The sequence below is a fragment of the Streptomyces sp. NPDC093544 genome (assembly GCF_040683495.1).
Taxonomy (GTDB): Bacteria; Actinomycetota; Actinomycetes; order Streptomycetales; family Streptomycetaceae; genus Streptomyces.
Genome location: NZ_JBFBEA010000016.1, coordinates 199,278 through 218,483 on the forward strand (window position 1 = coordinate 199,278; position 19,206 = coordinate 218,483).

The 19,206-nt window shown below is 69.4% G+C and carries 17 protein-coding genes; 10 read left to right on the forward strand and 7 right to left on the reverse strand.

Annotated features, from left to right (window positions below):
* Positions 1-24 precede the first annotated feature (24 nt).
* Positions 25-1,200 (reverse strand): tRNA dihydrouridine synthase DusB, encoded by a 1,176-nt coding sequence (dusB, locus tag AB0N66_RS25040; protein WP_365438966.1) that lies wholly within the window; start codon positions 1,198-1,200, stop codon positions 25-27.
* Between the two features lie 81 nt (positions 1,201-1,281).
* Between dusB and AB0N66_RS25045 the strand changes: the two genes are divergently transcribed.
* Complete coding sequence (locus AB0N66_RS25045; RefSeq protein ID WP_365438968.1) at positions 1,282-2,733, forward strand: MFS transporter; 1,452 nt, start codon at positions 1,282-1,284, stop codon at positions 2,731-2,733.
* A 133-nt stretch (positions 2,734-2,866) separates the two neighbouring features.
* On the opposite strand, the gene AB0N66_RS25050 is transcribed toward AB0N66_RS25045, so the two are convergent.
* Positions 2,867-3,784 carry a helix-turn-helix transcriptional regulator gene (locus AB0N66_RS25050; RefSeq protein ID WP_365439064.1) on the reverse strand — a complete coding sequence of 306 codons (918 nt, stop codon included), beginning with the start codon at positions 3,782-3,784 and terminating at the stop codon, positions 2,867-2,869.
* A gap of 110 nt (positions 3,785-3,894) precedes the next feature.
* On the opposite strand from AB0N66_RS25050, the gene AB0N66_RS25055 reads away from it, so the two are divergent.
* Positions 3,895-5,325 carry an MFS transporter gene (locus AB0N66_RS25055; RefSeq protein ID WP_365438970.1) on the forward strand — a complete coding sequence of 477 codons (1,431 nt, stop codon included), beginning with the start codon at positions 3,895-3,897 and terminating at the stop codon, positions 5,323-5,325.
* Here the strand turns inward: AB0N66_RS25055 and AB0N66_RS25060 are convergent.
* Entirely contained in the window at positions 5,318-6,217 is a 900-nt protein-coding gene (locus tag AB0N66_RS25060; RefSeq protein WP_365438972.1) for an LLM class flavin-dependent oxidoreductase, read from the reverse strand. The genes AB0N66_RS25055 and AB0N66_RS25060 overlap by 8 nt on opposite strands.
* 144 nt (positions 6,218-6,361) lie before the next feature.
* Between AB0N66_RS25060 and AB0N66_RS25065 the strand changes: the two genes are divergently transcribed.
* A complete protein-coding gene (locus AB0N66_RS25065; protein ID WP_365438973.1) occupies positions 6,362-6,895 on the forward strand; it encodes a MarR family transcriptional regulator in 534 nt (177 codons plus the stop codon).
* A gap of 79 nt (positions 6,896-6,974) precedes the next feature.
* Positions 6,975-7,181 (forward strand): hypothetical protein, encoded by a 207-nt coding sequence (locus AB0N66_RS25070; protein WP_365438975.1) that lies wholly within the window; start codon positions 6,975-6,977, stop codon positions 7,179-7,181.
* A gap of 207 nt (positions 7,182-7,388) precedes the next feature.
* On the opposite strand, the gene AB0N66_RS25075 is transcribed toward AB0N66_RS25070, so the two are convergent.
* From AB0N66_RS25075 to AB0N66_RS25085, 3 genes are all read right to left on the reverse strand, one after another.
* Complete coding sequence (locus tag AB0N66_RS25075; RefSeq protein WP_365438976.1) at positions 7,389-7,988, reverse strand: TetR/AcrR family transcriptional regulator; 600 nt, start codon at positions 7,986-7,988, stop codon at positions 7,389-7,391.
* Between the two features lie 412 nt (positions 7,989-8,400).
* Positions 8,401-8,991 (reverse strand): TetR family transcriptional regulator, encoded by a 591-nt coding sequence (locus tag AB0N66_RS25080; RefSeq protein WP_365438978.1) that lies wholly within the window; start codon positions 8,989-8,991, stop codon positions 8,401-8,403.
* A gap of 26 nt (positions 8,992-9,017) precedes the next feature.
* Positions 9,018-10,022, reverse strand: coding sequence for an aldo/keto reductase (locus tag AB0N66_RS25085; RefSeq protein WP_365438979.1), 1,005 nt, complete (start codon positions 10,020-10,022; stop codon positions 9,018-9,020).
* 257 nt (positions 10,023-10,279) lie between these two features.
* Here AB0N66_RS25085 and AB0N66_RS25090 point away from each other — a divergent pair, with 257 nt between their 5' ends.
* Entirely contained in the window at positions 10,280-11,332 is a 1,053-nt protein-coding gene (locus AB0N66_RS25090) for a chitinase (RefSeq protein ID WP_365438981.1), read from the forward strand.
* Between the two features lie 85 nt (positions 11,333-11,417).
* On the opposite strand, the gene AB0N66_RS25095 is transcribed toward AB0N66_RS25090, so the two are convergent.
* Positions 11,418-12,800 (reverse strand): glycine--tRNA ligase, encoded by a 1,383-nt coding sequence (locus AB0N66_RS25095; RefSeq protein WP_365438983.1) that lies wholly within the window; start codon positions 12,798-12,800, stop codon positions 11,418-11,420.
* Positions 12,801-12,931: 131 nt separating this feature from the next.
* Here AB0N66_RS25095 and AB0N66_RS25100 point away from each other — a divergent pair, with 131 nt between their 5' ends.
* The 5 genes from AB0N66_RS25100 to AB0N66_RS25120 all read left to right on the forward strand — a co-directional run bounded on the left by AB0N66_RS25100 (position 12,932) and on the right by AB0N66_RS25120 (position 19,171).
* Positions 12,932-13,894 carry a zinc ABC transporter substrate-binding protein gene (locus AB0N66_RS25100; RefSeq protein ID WP_365438985.1) on the forward strand — a complete coding sequence of 321 codons (963 nt, stop codon included), beginning with the start codon at positions 12,932-12,934 and terminating at the stop codon, positions 13,892-13,894.
* A gap of 46 nt (positions 13,895-13,940) precedes the next feature.
* The gene (locus AB0N66_RS25105) at positions 13,941-14,711 is read left to right on the forward strand and encodes a metal ABC transporter ATP-binding protein (protein ID WP_365438987.1); all 771 of its coding nucleotides are present in this window, start codon (positions 13,941-13,943) and stop codon (positions 14,709-14,711) included.
* A gap of 37 nt (positions 14,712-14,748) precedes the next feature.
* Positions 14,749-15,651: a metal ABC transporter permease gene (locus AB0N66_RS25110; protein WP_365438989.1), complete on the forward strand. Its 903-nt coding sequence runs from the start codon at positions 14,749-14,751 to the stop codon at positions 15,649-15,651.
* Positions 15,652-15,897: 246 nt separating this feature from the next.
* Positions 15,898-16,314: a Fur family transcriptional regulator gene (locus AB0N66_RS25115; RefSeq protein ID WP_365438991.1), complete on the forward strand. Its 417-nt coding sequence runs from the start codon at positions 15,898-15,900 to the stop codon at positions 16,312-16,314.
* Positions 16,315-16,741: 427 nt separating this feature from the next.
* Positions 16,742-19,171, forward strand: coding sequence for a M4 family metallopeptidase (locus AB0N66_RS25120; protein ID WP_365438993.1), 2,430 nt, complete (start codon positions 16,742-16,744; stop codon positions 19,169-19,171).
* Positions 19,172-19,206: the final 35 nt, after the last annotated feature.

Below are 19,206 nucleotides of genomic sequence, written 5' to 3' on the forward strand. Positions count from 1 at the left end.
CGATGAGGCCGGGGACGGGTCCAACTACCCCCCGGACGTGTCCAGTTCCGCGTCCTCGCCGATCCCCGCGCAGTCGTACGGGTCCTTGAGCCAACCCTCCGGCAGGACAACCCTGTTGTTGCCGGACGTACGGCCGCGGGGCCCGTCCGCGCCGAGCGGCCAGGGCTGGTCGAGGTCCAACTCGGCGAGCCCCTCGGAGAGTTCGGCGATGGACGAGGTGGTGGCGAGGCGCCTGCGCATCTCGGAGCCGACGGCGAAGCCCTTCAGGTACCAGGCGACATGCTTGCGGAAGTCGATGACGCCACGCGCCTCGTCGCCGATCCACTCGCCCAGCAACGTCGCGTGCCGGACCATCACGGCCGCGACCTCACGGAGCGTCGGACGCGCACCGTACCCATCAGGGCCTCCGGCCCGGGCCTCACGCCCCTCGAAAGCCGCCACCAGATCCCCGAACAGCCACGGCCGCCCCAGGCACCCGCGCCCGACCACCACTCCGTCGCACCCGGTCTCCCGCACCATCCGCAGCGCGTCGTCGGCGGACCAGATGTCGCCGTTGCCGAGGACGGGAATCTCCGGCACGTGCTCCTTGAGGCGCGCGATGGCGTCCCAGTCCGCCGTGCCGCCGTAGTGCTGGGCAGCGGTCCGGCCGTGCAGGGCGATCGCGGTGACGCCCTCCTCGACCGCGATCCGTCCCGCGTCCAGGTAGGTGATGTGGTCGTCGTTGATGCCCTTGCGCATCTTCATCGTGACGGGGAGATCACCGGCCCCGCTCACGGCCTCCCGGAGGATCGCGCGCAGCAGGTTCCGCTTGTACGGGAGGGCGGACCCGCCGCCCTTGCGGGTCACTTTCGGGACCGGGCAGCCGAAGTTCAGGTCGATGTGGTCGGCGAGACCCTCCTCCGCGATCATGCGGACGGCCTTGCCTACGGTCGCCGGGTCCACCCCGTACAGCTGGATCGAACGCGGCTTCTCGGTCGCGTCGAAGTGGATCAGCTGCATGGTCTTCTCGTTGCGCTCGACGAGCGCCCGCGTGGTGATCATCTCGCTGACGAAGAGCCCCTTGCCGCCGCTGAACTCCCGGCACAGCGTGCGGAAGGGCGCGTTCGTGATGCCGGCCATGGGGGCCAGGACGACGGGCGGCTGCACGGTGTGGGGGCCGATCGACAGCGGGGGCGCGGGAGCGAGGGTGGGCGTGGCCATTCCCCCATTGTCACTTACGCCGACGACTGGGGCGACAGTCTTTAGTTAGACGCACTATAGAAGCAGTCGTACGATGGTTGAATGCACGAGCTCAGCCACCGCCACCGCATGCTGGTGCTCGCGATCTGCTGTATGAGCCTTCTGATCGTGAGCCTCGACAACACGGTTCTGAACGTCGCCCTCCCCTCCATGCAGAAGGAACTCCACGCGAGCGTGGCAGGCCTCCAGTGGACGATCGACGCGTACACGCTGGTCCTCGCCTCGCTGCTGATGCTGGCGGGCTCGACCGCCGACCGCATCGGCCGCCGGAAGGTCTTCATCGCGGGCCTGATCATCTTCACGCTCGGTTCACTCCTGTGCTCCCTCGCCCCGAACCTCGAATCGCTCGTGGCGTTCCGCATGGTGCAGGCGGTCGGCGGTTCGATGCTGAACCCGGTGGCGATGTCGATCATCACCAACACGTTCACGGAGCCGCGCGAGCGCGCCCGCGCGATCGGTGCGTGGGGCAGCGTGGTCGGCATCTCGATGGCCGCGGGGCCCTTGGTCGGCGGCCTGCTCGTGGACTCGGTCGGCTGGCGCTCGATCTTCTGGATCAACCTCCCGGTGGGCCTGGCCGCGCTCCTTCTCACGCTGCGCTTCGTCCCCGAGTCCCGCGCCCCCAAGGCCCGCCGCCCCGACCCGATCGGCCAGATCCTCGTCATCGCGCTCCTCGGCTCCCTCACCTACGCGATCATCGAGGCGCCCACCTCGGGCGCCGTCAAGATCGTGGCCTTCGGCGCGGTCGCCGTCGCCTCGCTGATCGGCCTCCTGCGGTACGAGCACCGGCGCGAGGAACCCCTCATCGACCTGCGTTTCTTCCGCTCGGCGCCGTTCAGCGGGGCCACTGTCATCGCCGTCTGCGGATTCGCGGCGCTCAGCGGCTTCCTGTTCCTCTCGACGCTCTACCTGCAGAACGTGCGCGGCCTGGACGCGCTGCACGCGGGCCTGTGGATGCTGCCGATGGCGGCCATGTGCTTCGTCTGCGCACCGATCTCGGGCCGGCTGGTCGGCAGCCGCGGCCCCCGCGTGCCCCTCCTGATCGCCGGGGTCGCGATGACCGCGAGCGGGGTGCTGTTCGCCGCCTTCGAGGGCGAGACCTCGAACACCACGCTCATCATCGGCTACGTCCTGTTCGGCCTCGGCTTCGGCTTCGTGAACGCGCCCATCACCAACACCGCCGTCTCCGGCATGCCCCGCACCCAGGCCGGCGTCGCCTCCGCCGTCGCCTCGACCAGCCGCCAGATCGGCAGCACCCTCGGCGTCGCGGTGATCGGCGCGGTGCTGGCCTCCGGGGTGAGTACGACGGCGTACAAGGACACCTTCGTGGCGGCCGCAGTCCCCGCCTGGTGGATCATCGCCGGTTGCGGCCTCGCGGTCCTGGTCCTGGGCGCCCTGACCAGCGGAGCCTGGGCACGGAAGACAGCCAGGTGCACGGCGGCACGGCTGGAGCCGGAAAGGACGGAGACACGGGGCGAGGCGAGCGTACGGACCTGAGGCCTGTGCCCTGCCGCTCAGCCCCTGAGCCCCTCAGCCCCTCAGCCCCTCAGCCCCTCAGCCCCTCAGCCCCTGAGACGTTACGACCAAAGCCAAAGCCACAGGCCCTCACCTCAGCCGTGACGCATACGACCTACGCCGTGGCCTTCAAGCCCTCGGCCCTGACGGCCCCGCGCTCCCCCGCGATCGCGTGCAGCTTCTCCAGCCGCTCGCGTGACTCCGCGTCGGCGGGCACGTACGTCACCATGCGCGGCCCGATGTCCGGGCCGAGCCACAGGTCGGTGTGATCGACGGTGATCCGGCCGACGTACGCGTTGCGGAACTCCTTGCGCTTGGTGCTCGCGCCGACCACCTCGTGCCGGTCCCAGGCCTCGCAGAAGTCCGGCGACTCCGCCCGCAGCCGCTTGAGGAGCGTCTTCCAGGCGGGTGAGGCGAGATGCCCGGCCATCGAGGCGCGGAACTTGGCCGCCATGAGGCGGGTGGTCTCGTCCAGGTGCACGATCGACGAGCGCCACTCCTCGTGCGTGTAGGCGAGGACCATGCAGTTCAGGTCCTCGGGCGGTACGGCGTCGAGGTCACAGAGCAGCAGGCCGTACGTGCGGTTGTACGCGAGGATGTCGTAACGGCTGTTCTGCACACAGGCCGGGATCGGCTCCAACTGCTCCAGGAGGGCCTGCAGAGCCGGGGAGACCGTCGGGCAGGTCATGGGGGGCGCCGGGTCGACGGCTCCGGCCAGTTGGAAGAGGTGGACGCGCTCGCTCTGGTCGAGCATCAGGGTGCGGGCGAGTGCGTCGAGCACCTGTACGGAGACCTGGATGTCCCTGGCCTGCTCCAGCCACGTGTACCAGGTGACACCTACGGAGGCGAGCTGCGCGACCTCCTCGCGGCGCAGGCCGGGAGTGCGCCGGCGGGGACCGCGGGGCAGACCGACCTGCTCGGGGGTGACATGCTCGCGGCGGTGACGCAGGAAGGCGGCCAGCTCGTGCCGCCGGATCTCCGCCTCGCGACCACCGTGCCGTTTTACGGTCGCCCCCGAATACCCCTGTGCCATCGTTGTCATGCTCCTAGCCTGCCGCACGCCTCACCCTATTGCCAGGTACTTCTTCTACCAGGATAAGAAGACTCTGGTACCAGCCTGAGACCAGGATCAAGCTGGAGCACGTGACCGAAACCGGAACCCTCACCACCCCAGTCCGTTCCCCCGCCGCCCCACCCGTGCTCGGCGGCCTCGGACTCTTCACGGTGCTGATCGGCGCGGCCCTGCCGCTGATCGACTTCTTCATCGTCAACGTCGCCCTGCCCACGATGGGCCAGGACCTGCACGCGAGCGCGTCCGTCCTCGAACTCGTCATCGCCGGGTACGGACTCTCGTACGCCGTCCTCCTCGTCCTCGGCGGCAGGCTCGGCGACCTCTTCGGCCGGCGTCGGCTCTTCCTCGTCGGCATGGCGGCCTTCGGCCTGACCTCGCTGGCGTGCGGGCTCGCGCCCAGCGCCTGGACGCTGGTGGCCGCACGGGTCGCGCAGGGTGCGGCGTCCGCGGCGATGCTGCCGCAGGTGCTCGCCACCATCCAGTCGGCGACCGCCGGGCCGCGCCGCGCCAAGGCGATGAGCCTGTACGGCGCGACAGCCGGGCTCTCCATGGTGGCCGGGCAGATCCTCGGCGGCGTGCTCATCGCCGCCGACATCGCGGGCACCGGCTGGCGCTCGGTGTTCCTCGTCAACGTGCCCGTGGTGATCCTCGGCCTGATCCTGGCCACGCGGGCCGTCCCCGAGACGCGCTCGCAGCGCCCGGAGCCGATCGACGGCCCCGGTACGGTACTGCTCGCCGTAGCGCTGCTCGCGCTGCTGGCCCCGCTGACCGAGGGCAGGGCGGCGGGCTGGCCGCTGTGGACGTGGCTGTCGCTCGCGCTGTTCCCCGTCGCGGCGGCGGCGTTCTACTTCGTCGAGCGCCGGGAGGACCGCAAGGGCCGTACGCCGCTGGTCCCGCCGAGCCTGTTCGCACTGCCGTCGTTCCGCCGGGGCCTGGTGATGATCGTGCCGTTCTCGATCGGCTTCAGCGGGTTCATGTTCGTGATCGCGGTGGCGTTGCAGGAGGGGGCGGGGCTCGGTCCGGTCCAGGCGGGGCTGGCCCTCGCGCCGATGGCGGCGGCCTTCTTCGTCGTCTCGCTGTGCGGGCCGCGGCTGATCGCGCGTTACGGCACCCGCGTCGTCACCGCGGGCGGGGTGATCCAGGCGGTGGGCGTGGCCCTCATGGCCCTGGCCGCGTCGCGGTCCTGGCCGGACCTGGGTATCTGGGAACTGGCGCCGGGCGCGGCGGTGGCGGGTGCGGGCCAGGCCCTCCAACTCCCCATCCTCTTCCGGATCATCCTCTCCGAGGTCCCGCCCGTACGAGGCGGCGTGGGCAGCGGTGTCATGATCACCACCCAGCAGTCCGCCCTCGCCCTCGGCGTGGCCACCCTGGGCTCCCTCTTCCTGTCCCTCGTCCCGGGCCACGGAATGCAGGACGCGCTGGTGACGACCCTGCTGGTCCAGCTGGCGATCGGGGTCCTGACGACGGGCCTGAGCCTGCGCCTGCCGCGCACGATCAGCTGACGCCCCGCTCCTTGGCCACCAACTCCCGCACGGCAGGCGCGACTTCCTGCGCGAACCGTTCGAGGGTGGGGGCGTCGTCGGAGGCGAGCAGATAGGCGCTCACTCCTTGGGTGAGGGTGAGTTCGGCCAGGCGCTCGGCGAGTTGTTCCGACCGGGCGAGACCGGGGAGGTCGTACCCGCCGGCCGCGGCGGCGGGGCCCGGCAGGTTGAGGAGGCGGCGCACCGACCGTGGGTCGCGTCCCGCGGCGGTCGCGGCCTCGTCCACGATCCGCTGCCCCGCGGCGAGTTCGGCGGGCGGCACCCGGGTCGCGCTGGGCAGCCAGCCGTCGGCGCTGCGTCCGATGAGCCGCAGCATCCGCGGGCCGAGGGCGCCGACCCAGATCCCGATCGGGTGAACGGCCGGAGGCCCGGGGCGGGCCCCGTCGAGCCGGTAGTGCCTGCCGTCGACTCCCTTGCTTCCCGCATCCGTCGACCACAGTGCCCGGATGACGTCGATCGCCTCACCCAACGCCTCGACGGCCTCCCCGGGCGTGCGCCGCGGCTGCCCCTCACTGGTGATGGCATCCCAGTACCCGCCGGCTCCGAGCCCCAACTCCACCCGCCCGCCGCTGAGTACGTCGAGGCTCGCCGCGGCCCGCGCGAGTCCCGCCGGTGGCCGCAGCGGCAGGTTGGCCACGTTCGGGAAGACCCGCACCCGCTCGGTCCGCGCCGCGACGACGGACAGCAGGGTCCAGGCGTCCAGGAAGTCCGGCCGGTACGGGTGATCGGCGACGCTGACGAGATCGAGCCCCGAGCGGTCGGCGAGCCGCGCCAACTCGATGACGGTGTGCGGCTGTTCGACGTCGGGGGTGAGCACCGCGCCGAAAAGGAGGTCGTGGCCGTAGTCGGGCATGGCGGGTCCTTAAGGGGGTTACTGGTGCCGAGGGTGTCGACAGAGGTGTTCGACCGTCGGGATCACGTCGCGATGCGACTCGGGATCACATCGCGGTGTAATCATTACATGCCGACACTATTACGTCGAGGGTAGGGTTACGGCATGGCAGTGACCCGCGACGACGCCCCCGCCGACAGGCCGGACGGGACCCCACGCACGACGGACTCGCCAGCCCCGCGCCCCCCGACGCTGCTGGCCCTGCCCTCCTACCTGGCGGGCCACGTCGCCCGGATCGGCCACCGCACCTTGGTCGAGGCCCTCAAGGAACACGGCCTTCGCCTCCCCCACTTCGCGATCCTCGCGGGCCTCGGCGACTTCGGCCCTCTCGCCCAGCACGAACTCGCCGACCGACTCGGCCTCAACCGCAGCCACCTCGTGGGCTATCTCGACGAGGTCGAGCAACAGGACCTCGTACGCCGCGAACGCGACCCCGGGGACCGCCGCCGCCAGCGCGTCGCCCTCACGGCGGCGGGCGAGAAACGACTGAAGGACCTCAAGAAGGTGGCCGACCGTTCGCAGACCGACTTCCTGAGCGGCCTGTCGGACGCCGAGCGTGAGACTCTCATCACGTTGATGCGGCGGATCGTGACGACGGACGACCGCGCCGCCAACTCGCCGACAAAGAATCCCCGTTGATCTTCGCCATGCTGCACACTCCTTGCTGCGTAAGGGAATGCGGTATAGGCGGCATCACGCGGTATCACCAGGAGGTGGCATGCTGCAGATCAACACGAGCAAGGTAAGCCGCTGGGACCAGCACGGCCGCGAGCACGTCGTACACGTTCAGCGGGCCGGCGTACAGCGCACGATCAAATGCGACACGTGCGGGTGGCGCAAGGCGGCACAGTTCCTGCCTTGGCTGAAGGCTGAGGAACACCTGGCGGAGGCGCATCAGGCGACGGTGGACCCGACGGAGGGGTAGCCGGTCCGGCGGTTGCGTACCGACGTACCGACCCGGGAGCCTCGCTGCGCGGATCGCCGCGGCGGCGGGGATCTCCACCGGCTCCGCCCGTGCCGCGCGCAACCGCCTGGCGCGCGGCGAGGACCCCGTGGCCAGGGCCCGGCCCGCGACGGAGCGGGGCGCGAGAACGATCCGCACCCGTCTCCGGAGCGCCTGCCGAGCGGGGCGTCAGCCTCGTACGGCGGGATCCGGGCCCAGCAGCGGGAACACCAGGTCCCACAGTCCGCGCACCCGCTGCTCCGCGTCCGTGCACTCCCTGGCATCCGCCCCGTCGCTGAACCCCACGAACAGGAACATGACCAGGCAGGCGAGGAGTTCGGGGTCGTGGTCGGGTGCGATCTCCGACTGCTCCTGGCTGTCGCGGATCAACCGGAACAGGGTGTCCAGCAACTGTTCCTGCGGCTCGGGCACGGAGTGCCGCGCATGCGCCTCGTCCCACAAGAGACGCCGGCCGGCCGCGAAGTACGCCTTGTTGAGAGTGAGTTCGGCGAGTCCGTCGACCAGCTCCCGCAGAGTGCTCAGCGGGGACTGCCGCGCCTCGTCCGCACGGGTGAGGAGTTCCTTCCAGTCGCGCAAAAAACGGTCCGCGAACTCGGCCGCGAGCAGGGGCTTGGAGGGGAAGTGGGAGTACAGGGCACCCTTGGACATGCCCGTGTGAGACACGATGTCGTGGAGACTCGTCGCCGCGTAGCCGCGGGCCGCGAACTGAGCGGCCGCGGCGTCCAGGATCAGGGTGCGGGTGTGCCGGGACTTGTCCTGCTGCTTCATCGACTGACACCTTCCGGGCGTGACCGCCCGTCGGACCGCTGGGCAAGATCATGGTCCGTGGGCGCAAGGAAGGCGCACAAGCCCGCGCAACCCTGTCCGAGGGGATCTGGCCGGGCTCAGCCCCTTCCCGGCGGAACGGCACAGTCGAAATACGGCCAAATCCGGTGGACGGGGCTGACCGACCGGGGCCGTCAGGCGTACCGGCCCCGTCCCCCACGGGCGGCGTCTACGGGCGCGTGCCGCCGCCGCACGGGTGGCCGGCCGGCGCAAACATCGCGCCAACCTGCCACTCCGCACCCTGTGTTCAGCGGTTTGTCCGAATCGGAGTGACCGATTCCCCCCATCGCCTCGCAAGCTCGGCTCGTCGGAACCCGAGGTGTTCCCGCTGAACCTGGGAGGCACGGCACACCGGTCAGGCGCGCACTCCTCGTACGACCAGGTCCACGAGTGCCTCGAACTCCCCGTCGATGCCGGGCTGTTCCCACTCCCGGGAGTAACTGGGGTCGTGGAAGCGGCTCGTGGCGTCGAAGAGGGCGCGGGCCGTGACCGCCGGGGCGTCGGACGCGAAGGCGCCGCGCCGCACGCCGTCCTCGACGATCTCGACGAGCTGGCCGGTGAGGTCGGCGATGTGGCGGTCGACCACCCCACTGTTCTCGCCGGTCAACAACACCATGTACGTGGCGAAGAGTTGGGGGTCGCCGCCGGCCTTTCGGCGCTTGGCGGCGAACAGCGCCGTGAACCAGTCACGCAGGCGGGACTCGGGGTCGCGGTCCTGGGCGACGATGCCCGCGAGGGACTCCGACGTACGGTCCAGCCAGCGCTTCGTGACCGCCTCCCGCAGCGCGGCCTTCGTAGCGAAGTGGCGGTAGACGCTGCCGTGACTGACGCCGAGCGCGCGGGCCACGTCCACCACCGTGGCCTTGGCGGGCCCGTGGCGGCGCAGCACCTCCTCGGTCGCTTCGAGGATGCGCTCGGCGGTCAGTGCTTCGGTGGTCGGTGCCATGACGAGGACGGTACCTGTCGGTACCGTCAGCGCTCCGTGCCGAGGTGCGCCATCTGCGCCTGCGGGTAGCGGTCGCCCGCGGCGGCGCCGTCCGGCACCGCCTCCTCGATGGCGGCGAGGTCATCGGTATCGAGCGTCACGTCCAGCGCGCCCAGCGCCTCCGCCAGCCGGTCACGGCGACGGGCACCCACCAGCGGCACGATGTCCTCGCCCCGCGACAGCACCCAGGCAATGGCGATCTGCGCGACGCTGACGCCCTTCTGCTCGGCGACCTTCCGCAGCGCGTCGACCAGGTCGAGGTTGTGCTGGAGGTTGTCGCCCTGGAAACGGGGGCTCATCCCGCGGAAGTCGTTCGCGGCCAGCTGCCGGTCCCGCGTGAAGTGCCCGGAGATCAACCCGCGCGACAGCACGCCGTATGCGGTGATGCCGATGCCCAGCTCACGGGTGGTCGGCAGAATCTCGTCCTCGATGCCGCGCGAGATGAGCGAGTACTCGATCTGAAGGTCGGAGATGGGGGCGGTGGCGGCGGCCCGGCGGATGGTCTCGGCGCCCACCTCGCTCAGCCCGATGTGCCGTACGTGCCCGGCCTCCACCAGCTCCGCGATCGCGCCCACCGTCTCCTCGATCGGCACATTGATGTCGGCCCGGGCGATCCGGTACACGTCGATGTGGTCCACGCCGAGCCGCCGCAGCGAGTACGCGGCGAAGTTCTTCACGGCCGCCGGACGGCCGTCGTACCCCGCCCAGCCGCCGTCCGGGTCGCGCAGCGCGCCGAACTTGACGCTCGTCAGCGCCTGCTCACGCCGAGCCGCGGGTGCACCGCGCAACGCCTCGCCGATCAGCAGCTCGTTGTGACCCATGGCGTAGAAGTCACCGGTGTCGAGCAGGGTCACGCCCGCTTCGAGCGCGGCATGGATGGTCGCGATGGACTCGGCCCGGTCCGCGTCGCCGTACAGCGCGGACATGCCCATACAGCCGAGGCCGAGGGCGGAGACCTGGGGTCCGCTGGATCCGAGGGTGCGGGTTTGCATGAGGGCTCCTTGGGGGTTCCGGGCGGGGGACGCGCTCGGGGGGTGTCGCACATCCACCATGGCATGACAACTGACAGATTTCAATATCTGTCAGTTGCCACCTGTCAGCCATCGCCGGCCTGTCGTCATCCATCAGCCGCCCACCACAAGCCACAAGCCGCCGTCACATTTGGTCCAGACCTCTTGACGACTGGTCTGGACCAAGAGCACTGTCATGCCTACGACACCTCACCGCACCCCCCACCGGGAGGCCTCGCATGATCCGTCGGAAGCTGCGTCTGCTCGCCGTCGCGCTGGCGGCAGTGGTACTCACCCCACTGTCGGTCGCCCTCGCGCCGAGCGCATCCGCTGCCGATACCTGCGCCGTGAAGTCCCGCCCGTCCGGCAAGGTGCTCCAGGGTTACTGGGAGAACTGGGACGGCTCGGCTAACGGCGTTCACCCGCCCTTCGGCTGGACCCCGATCACCGACTCCCGTATCGCGGCGCACGGCTACAACGTGATCAACGCGGCGTTCCCGGTGATCCGTTCCGACGGGACGGCGCTTTGGGCGGACGGGATGGATACCGGCGTGAAGGTCGCGACGCCCGCCGAGATGTGCGCGGCGAAGGCGTCGGGGCAGACGATCCTGCTGTCCATCGGCGGGGCGGCGGCCGGGATCGACCTCAGTTCGTCCACGGTGGCCGACAAATTCGTCGCGACGATCGTCCCGATCCTGAAGCAGTACAACTTCGACGGTATCGACATCGACATCGAGACCGGCCTGGTCGGCAGCGGCAACATCAACACGCTCTCGGCCTCGCAGGCCAACCTGATCCGCATCATCGACGGGGTGCTGGCCCAGATGCCGTCGAACTTCGGGCTCACCATGGCCCCCGAGACCGCTTATGTCACCGGCGGCAGCGTCGCGTACGGCTCGATCTGGGGCTCGTATCTGCCGATCGTGAAGAAGTACGCGGACAACGGGCGCCTGTGGTGGCTGAACATGCAGTACTACAACGGCAGCATGTACGGCTGCTCCGCCGACTCGTACTCCGCGGGCACCGTCCAGGGCTTCACCGCCCAGACCGACTGCCTGAACAAGGGACTCGTCGTCCAGGGCACCACCATCAAGGTGCCCTACGACAAGCAGGTCCCCGGCCTCCCGGCCCAGTCGGGCGCCGGCGGCGGCTACATGACCCCGAGCCTCGTCTCCCAGGCCTGGCGCAACTACGGCACCTCGCTCAAGGGCCTGATGACCTGGTCCATCAACTGGGACGGCTCGAAGAACTGGACCTTCGGCGACAACGTCAAGGCGTTGCAAGGCCGTTGAGAAGCCCCCGCGGGACCGGTTGAAAACACTGGTGCCGGGCCCCCGTCGATCCGGGGCCCGGCACCAGTGGTGTTTGTGACCCGACTCAGCAGCCGATCAGCCGGGTGGCGAGGTAGCCCTCGATCTGGTCGAGTGACACCCGCTCCTGCTTCATCGTGTCGCGCTCGCGCACGGTCACCGCGTTGTCGTCGAGCGTGTCGAAGTCGACCGTGACACAGAACGGGGTGCCGATCTCGTCCTGGCGGCGGTAGCGGCGGCCGATGGCGCCGGCGTCGTCGAAGTCGATGTTCCAGTTCTGCCGGAGCGCGGTGGCCAGGCCCTTGGCCTTCGGGGAGAGCTCCGGGTTGCGGGACAGCGGGAGGACCGCGACCTTGACGGGGGCCAGCCGCGGGTCGAGGCGCAGCACCGTGCGCTTCTCCATCTTGCCCTTGGCGTTCGGGGCCTCGTCCTCGATGTAGGCGTCGAGGAGGAAGGCGAGCATCGAGCGGCCGACACCGGCGGCGGGCTCGATGACGTACGGGGTCCAGCGCTCGCCGGCTTCCTGGTCGAAGTAGGAGAGGTCCTGGCCGGAGGCCTTGGAGTGCGCGTTCAGGTCGTAGTCGGTGCGGTTGGCGACGCCCTCCAGCTCACCCCATTCGTTGCCGCCGAACTGGAAGCGGTACTCGATGTCGGCGGTGCGCTTGGAGTAGTGCGAGAGCTTCTCGGCGGGGTGCTCGAACCAGCGCATGTTCTCCTCGCGCATGCCGAGGCCGGTGTACCAGTTCCAGCGCTCCTGCATCCAGTACTCCTGCCACTTCTCGTCCTCGCCCGGCTTGACGAAGAACTCCATCTCCATCTGCTCGAACTCGCGGGTGCGGAAGATGAAGTTGCCGGGCGTGATCTCGTTGCGGAAGGACTTGCCCATCTGCGCGATGCCGAACGGCGGCTTGCGGCGCGAAGTCTGCTGGACCTGGGCGAAGTTGGTGAAGATGCCCTGCGCGGTCTCGGGGCGCAGATAGGCGACGGAGCCGCTGTCCTGCGTCACGCCGAGGTGGGTGGAGAGCAGGCCGGAGAACTGCTTGGGCTCGGTGAACTGGCCCTTGTTACCGCAGTTGGGGCAGTTGATGTCGGCGAGGCCGTTCTCCGGGAGGCGCTTGTGCTTAGCCTCGTAGGCCTCCTCCAGGTGGTCGGCACGGTAGCGCTTGTGGCAGGAGGTGCACTCGGTGAGCGGGTCGCTGAACGTGGCGACGTGACCCGATGCGACCCAGACCTCGGTGGCCAGGATCACGGACGAGTCGATACCGACGACGTCCTCACGGGAGGTGACCATGTAACGCCACCACTGGCGCTTGAGGTTCTCCTTGAGTTCGACGCCGAGCGGGCCGTAGTCCCAGGCGGCCTTCTGTCCACCGTAGATCTCACTACAGGGATAAACGAAGCCACGGCGCTTGCTCAGGCTGACGATGGTGTCGATCTTGTCGGCGGCCACGGTGCTCTCTTCAGTACGAACGGACGGCACGAATGCTTCAGGTTACCGGCGCTGCCCACCCCGGTATCAAATCGGTTGGGTGACCAAGCCCTTGTTGACAATCGTTTCCAAATTTGTTGAAAATGACTGTCATGAACGTACGACGACGCCTCATATCCGGGACTGCTGTGACCGCAGCCACAGTCCTCGGTCTCGGTACCCTCTCCGCCTGCTCGGACTCGTCCGCCGCCGCCGGCAACAGCAGCGGGAAGCTCGACGTCGTGGCGTCGTTCTACCCCCTGCAGTATCTCGCCCAGGAGATCGGCGGGAACCACGTGAGCATCACGAACCTGACCGAGCCCGGTCAGGAGCCGCACGACCTGGAGATCAGCGCCAAACAGACCGCGCAGCTCCAGGAAGCGGACGCCGTCCTGTACCTCAAGGGCCTCCAGCCGGCCGTCGACGACGCCGTGGCGCAGTCCGAGGTCAAGACCAAGATCGACGCCACGTCGCTGACCACCCTGGAGAAGCACGGCAACGAGGTCGGCGGCCACGCGGCCGAGCACGACGACACCGAGGGCGAGGAGACCGGGGCCACCGACCCGCACATCTGGCTGGACCCGGTGAAGTACGCCGAGGTCGCCAAGGGCGTGGGCAAGGCCTTCGAGAAGGAGGACCCGGACAACGCCGGGGAATACAAGAGCAACACCGCGGCGCTGGTCAAGAAGCTCGACGCCCTCAACACCCAGTACGAGAACGGGCTCAAGAACACCACGAGCAAGGTCTTCATCACCACCCACGCCGCCTTCGGCTACCTCGCCGAGCGCTACGGCCTCACCGAGGAGGCCATCAACGGCCTGGACCCGGAATCGGAGCCCAGCGCGAACCGCGTCAAGGACCTTGAGACCATGGCCAAGGCGGACGGCGTCACAACCGTCTTCTACGAGACCCTCGTCAGCAACGACACCGCCAAGACCATCGCCAACGACGCGGGCCTGAAGACGGACGTCCTCGACCCGATCGAGGGCATCACCGACAAGTCCAAGGGCGACGACTACCTACAGGTCATGGAGTCGAACCTGAAGGCGCTGGAGACGGCCCTGGGCGCCAAGTAGCCGGGAAAGCACACCCAGTGACGCAACGAACACGGAGGACGGCGGAATGAAGAGCGAGCCCGTCATATCCCTGCGCGGAGTGACCGCGGAACTCGGCTCACGCCCCGTCCTGCGCGGTATCGACCTCACCGTGAACCGCGGTGAGGTCGTGGCCCTGCTCGGCGCCAACGGCTCGGGCAAGTCCACCGCCGTACGCAGCATCATCGGCCAAGTCCCCATCAGCGGCGGCGAGATCGAGATCTTCGGCACCCCGCGCCGCCGCTTCAGCGACTGGGCGCGGCTGGGCTACATACCGCAGCGCACCACCGCAGCGGGCGGCGTGCCCGCGACGGTGACCGAGATCGTCGCCTCCGGACGGCTGTCCCGCGCCCGCTTCGGTGTGCTGCGCAAGGCCGACCACGAGGCCGTACGGAAGGCCATCGGCCTCGTCGGCATGGCGGACCGCGCCAAGGACTCCGTGAACGCGCTGTCCGGCGGCCAGCACCAGCGGGTCCTGATCGCCCGCGCCCTCGCCTCCGAGCCCGAACTGCTGATCATGGACGAGCCGATGGCCGGCGTCGACCTGGCGAGCCAGGAGGTGCTGGCGTCGACCCTGCGCGAGCAGGTCGCCCAGGGCACCTCCGTCCTCCTCGTCCTGCACGAACTGGGCCCTCTGGAGCCGCTGATCGACCGCGCGGTCGTACTGCGCGACGGCTGCGTCCTGCACGACGGCCCGCCCCCGGCCGCGCTCGGCCAGCACGCGCTGCCCGGCCACGATCACGTACACCCGCACGCGGCTCACGACGCCGAACCGATCCGGACGGGGCTGCTGAGCTGATGGGAACGAAGAGCCGGCCGATGGGATCGAAGAGCTGATGGACATTCTCGATTACGCGTTCATGCAGCGGGCGCTGCTCGCCGCCGTTCTCGTCGGCGTCACCGCGCCCGCCGTCGGCATCTACCTCGTGCAGCGCCGCCAGGCCCTGATGGGCGACGGAATCGGCCACGTCGCGATGACCGGCGTCGGCCTCGGCTTCCTGCTCTCCTGGTCCCCGGTGTGGATGGCGACGGCCGTCTCCGTGGTCGGCGCGGTCCTCATGGAGCTGATCCGCTGGTACGGCAAGACGCGCGGCGACATCGCCCTCGCCATGCTCTTCTACGGCGGTATGGCGGGCGGCGTGATGTTCATCAACCTCGCGCCGACCGGCTCGAACGCCAACCTCACCTCGTACCTCTTCGGCTCGCTGTCCACCGTCTCGGAGTCCGACGTGACGGCGATCTGCGTACTGGCGGCCTTCGTCGTACTCGTCACGATCGGCCTGCGCCGCCAACTGTTCGCGGTCAGCCAGGACGAGGAGTTCGCGCGCGTGACCGGCCTGCCGGTGCGCGCCCTGAACCTGCTCACGGCCATCACGGCGGCGGTGACGGTGACGGTCGCGATGCGGGTCGTGGGCCTGCTCCTGGTGTCCGCCCTGATGGTCGTCCCGGTGGCCGCGGCGCAGCAGCTCAGCCGGAGCTTCGCCGCCACCTTCGCGATCGCGGTGGCGATCGGCGTGAGCGTGACGATCGGCGGCACCGTGACCTCGTACTACCAGGACGTGCCGCCGGGCGCGACAATCGTGTTGCTGACCATCGGCACGTTCATCGTGCTGACCGCGCTGGCGACACCGCTCGCACGGCGCAGGGCCCGGGCGCTGGCTGCCTCGCAGGCTGCCGGGGACCCGGCGGAATGCACGATTCCGGCCACCCGGGGGCCGAACGGGAAGGTCGGCGTCTGACCCGGGTCTGTCCGGCGGACCAGGCCGGAGGGAAGAAGCGGTATCTGATAAGTGCAGGTGAGCGGGGTGTGGTGCGTGCAGCTGCAAGGCGGAGGAGGGAGTCGACGCGGAGCGTCGGCGAGTGACGACAACGCCGCAGATGGGCGTGCCACACCCCGCGTCTCCGGCATGGTCCGCCGGGCAGGCCCTAGGAACAGCCCGGACTGGCACAATGGCCGGGCAAGTGCAGACGTGGAGGAGGCAACGGTGACAACCGCTGGATCGCCCGTACGGGGCCGTTCCACCCGGCAACGTACCGCCGTGGCGGCGGCGCTGGACGAGGTGGACGAGTTCCGCAGCGCGCAGGAGCTCCACGACATGCTGAAGCACAAGGGCGACTCCGTCGGGCTGACCACCGTGTACCGCACGTTGCAGTCCCTCGCCGACGCCGGCGAGGTCGACGTCCTGCGCACCTCCGACGGCGAGTCCGTCTACCGCCGCTGTTCCACCGGGGATCACCACCACCACCTCGTCTGCCGCGTCTGCGGCAAGGCCGTCGAGGTCGAGGGCCCGGCCGTGGAGACCTGGGCCGAGGCGATCGCGGCGGAGCACGGGTATGTGAACGTGGCGCACACCGTCGAGATCTTCGGCACCTGCGCGGAGTGCGCGGCCAAGCACGTCTGAAGTACGGCGGCTCAGCCCGTCCGAATACATGTGAGATACATCTGACGCCCCCCTGATCCGGGACGGGTGCGCTACGCGTGCGCGGCGCCCGGTGCGACCAGCGGGGTCGGCGGGGTCGGCCAGGCCTGTCCGGCCCGCCGTTCCGACATCAAATTGACCCGCCGTTCCGTCATCGAAGAACCATCGAACAGCCATCGAATGGCCTGGTCACCCCTGGGGTCGAGGGATAACCCTCGACCTCTCCGGTCCCTGGTGACATGGCCTCATCAAAGGTGTCACTCTTCCTCCAGCCATCCCCTACGCCTCGCGCACACCAGCGCACGCCAGGCACCCGCACGTTCTGCTCAGCTCGTCCCGGGCCGCACACCCCCGTCCGCCCGGGTCTGTTCCCGGCCGCCGAACCGCGGCCGTCGCAGTAGGAGTACGAGTGAGACGCAACAGCCCCCACAGATCCCCCCGCCTCGCGAACCGGCTCTCCTCCAGGGCGACCGCAACCAGCGCACTGGTCGCCGCCGCCGCACTCCTGGCCGGCGGCGTCCAGACGGTGCCGGCCGCCGCGAAGCCCGCACCCCCTGGCCCAAGCCCCCTGCGCACCAGCGCACTTGAGGCAACGCTCACCCCCGCTCAGCGCACCGCGCTGATCAAGAGCGCGGCCGAGAAGACCACGCAGACCGCCACCACCCTGGGCCTCGGCGCCAAGGAGAAGCTGGTCGTCAAGGACGTCTCCAAGGACAACGACGGCACGCTGCACACACGTTACGAGCGCACCTGGGACGGTCTGCCCGTCCTCGGCGGTGACGTCGTGGTGCACACTCCGCCCGCCTCGCAGGCCTCGGGCACGGTGAGCAGCACCTTCAACACCAAGCAGACCATCAAGGTGCCCTCCACCACCCCGGCCTTCACCAAGTCGGCCGCCGAGACAAAGGCCCTCGGCGCCGCCAAGGCGCTGGACGCCGAGAAGCCCACCACCGACAGCGCCCGCAAGGTGATCTGGGCCGGCAGCGGCACCCCGAAGCTCGCCTGGGAGACGGTGATCGGCGGCTTCCAGGACGACGGCACGCCCAGCCAGCTGCACGTCATCACCGACGCCACCAGCGGCGCGGAGCTGTACCGCTACCAGGGCATCAAGACCGGTACCGGCAACAGCCAGTACAGCGGAACGGTCACCATCGGCACCACGCTGTCCGGTTCGACGTACCAGCTGAACGACACCACGCGCGGCACCCACAAGACGTACAGCCTGAACAACGCCACGTCCGGCACCGGCACCCTGATGACCGACGCCGACGACACCTGGGGCACCGGCGCCGGCTCCAACACCCAGACCGCCGGTGTCGACGCGCACTACGGCGCCCAGGTGACGTGGGACTTCTACAAGAACACCTTCGGGCGCAGCGGCATCAAGAACGACGGGGTCGCCGCCTACTCACGCGTCCACTACAGCACCGCGTACGTCAACGCGTTCTGGGACGACTCCTGCTTCTGCATGACGTACGGCGACGGCACGAGCAGCACCCACGCGCTCACCTCGCTGGACGTGGCCGGGCACGAGATGAGCCACGGTGTCACCTCCAACACCGCGAACCTCACCTACTCCGGTGAGTCCGGCGGGTTGAACGAGGCGACCTCCGACATCTTCGGCACCGGTGTGGAGTTCTACGCCAACAACAGCACCGACGTCGGCGACTACCTCATCGGCGAGAAGATCAACATCAACGGCGACGGTACGCCGCTGCGTTACATGGACGAGCCCGACAAGGACGGTGGCTCCGCCGACAGTTGGTACTCCGGCGTCGGCAACCTGGACGTCCACTACTCCTCGGGCCCGGCGAACCACATGTTCTACCTGCTCTCCGAGGGCAGCGGCTCCAAGACCATCAACGGCGTCACCTACAACAGCCCGACCTCCGACGGTGTCGCCGTCGCGGGCATCGGCCGGGCCGCCGCCCTGCAGATCTGGTACAAGGCGCTGACGACGTACATGACGTCCAGCACCACGTACGCCCAGGCCCGCACCGCCGCGCTGAATGCCGCTTCGGCGCTCTACGGCGCCAGCTCCACCCAGTACGCCGGGGTCGGCAACGCCTTCGCCGGCATCAACGTCGGCAGCCACATCACCGTGCCGACCACGGGCGTCTCGGTCACCAACCCGGGCAGCCAGTCCTCCACCGTCGGCACCGCGGTGAGCCTCCAGGTGGCGGCCAGCAGCACGAACGGCGGCACGCTGACCTACGCGGCCACCGGTCTGCCCACCGGCTTGTCGATCAGCTCCACCGGCGCCATCTCCGGCACCCCGACCACGGCCGGCACCTACAGCACCACGGTCACGGCGACCGACAGCACGGGTGCCAGCGGCACGGCGTCCTTCACCTGGACGGTCAGCTCGTCCGGCGGCGGCACCTGCACCTCGGCGCAGCTGCTCGGCAACGCCGGCTTCGAGTCGGGCGCCACCACCTGGACGGCCTCCAGCGGGGTCATCACCAACTCCAGCAGCCAGGCGGCCCGTACCGGCTCCTACAAGGCCTGGCTGGACGGCTACGGGGCGACACACACCGACACGCTGTCCCAGTCGGTGACGATCCCGAGCGGCTGCACGGGCACCACGTTCACCTTCTACCTGCACGTCGACACGGCGGAGACCACCACCAGCACGCAGTACGACAAGCTGACGGTCACGGCGGGGTCGACGACTCTGGCCACCTACTCCAACCTGAACAAGGCCACCGGGTACGTCGCGAAGTCCCTCAACCTGTCGGCCTACGCCGGCACGACCGTCGCGCTGAAGTTCACCGGTGTCGAGGACTCCTCGCTCCAGACGAGCTTCGTGATCGACGACACGGCGGTGACGACCCACTGATCCCGTAGGCCCGTACGACAGACAGCGGCACCCGG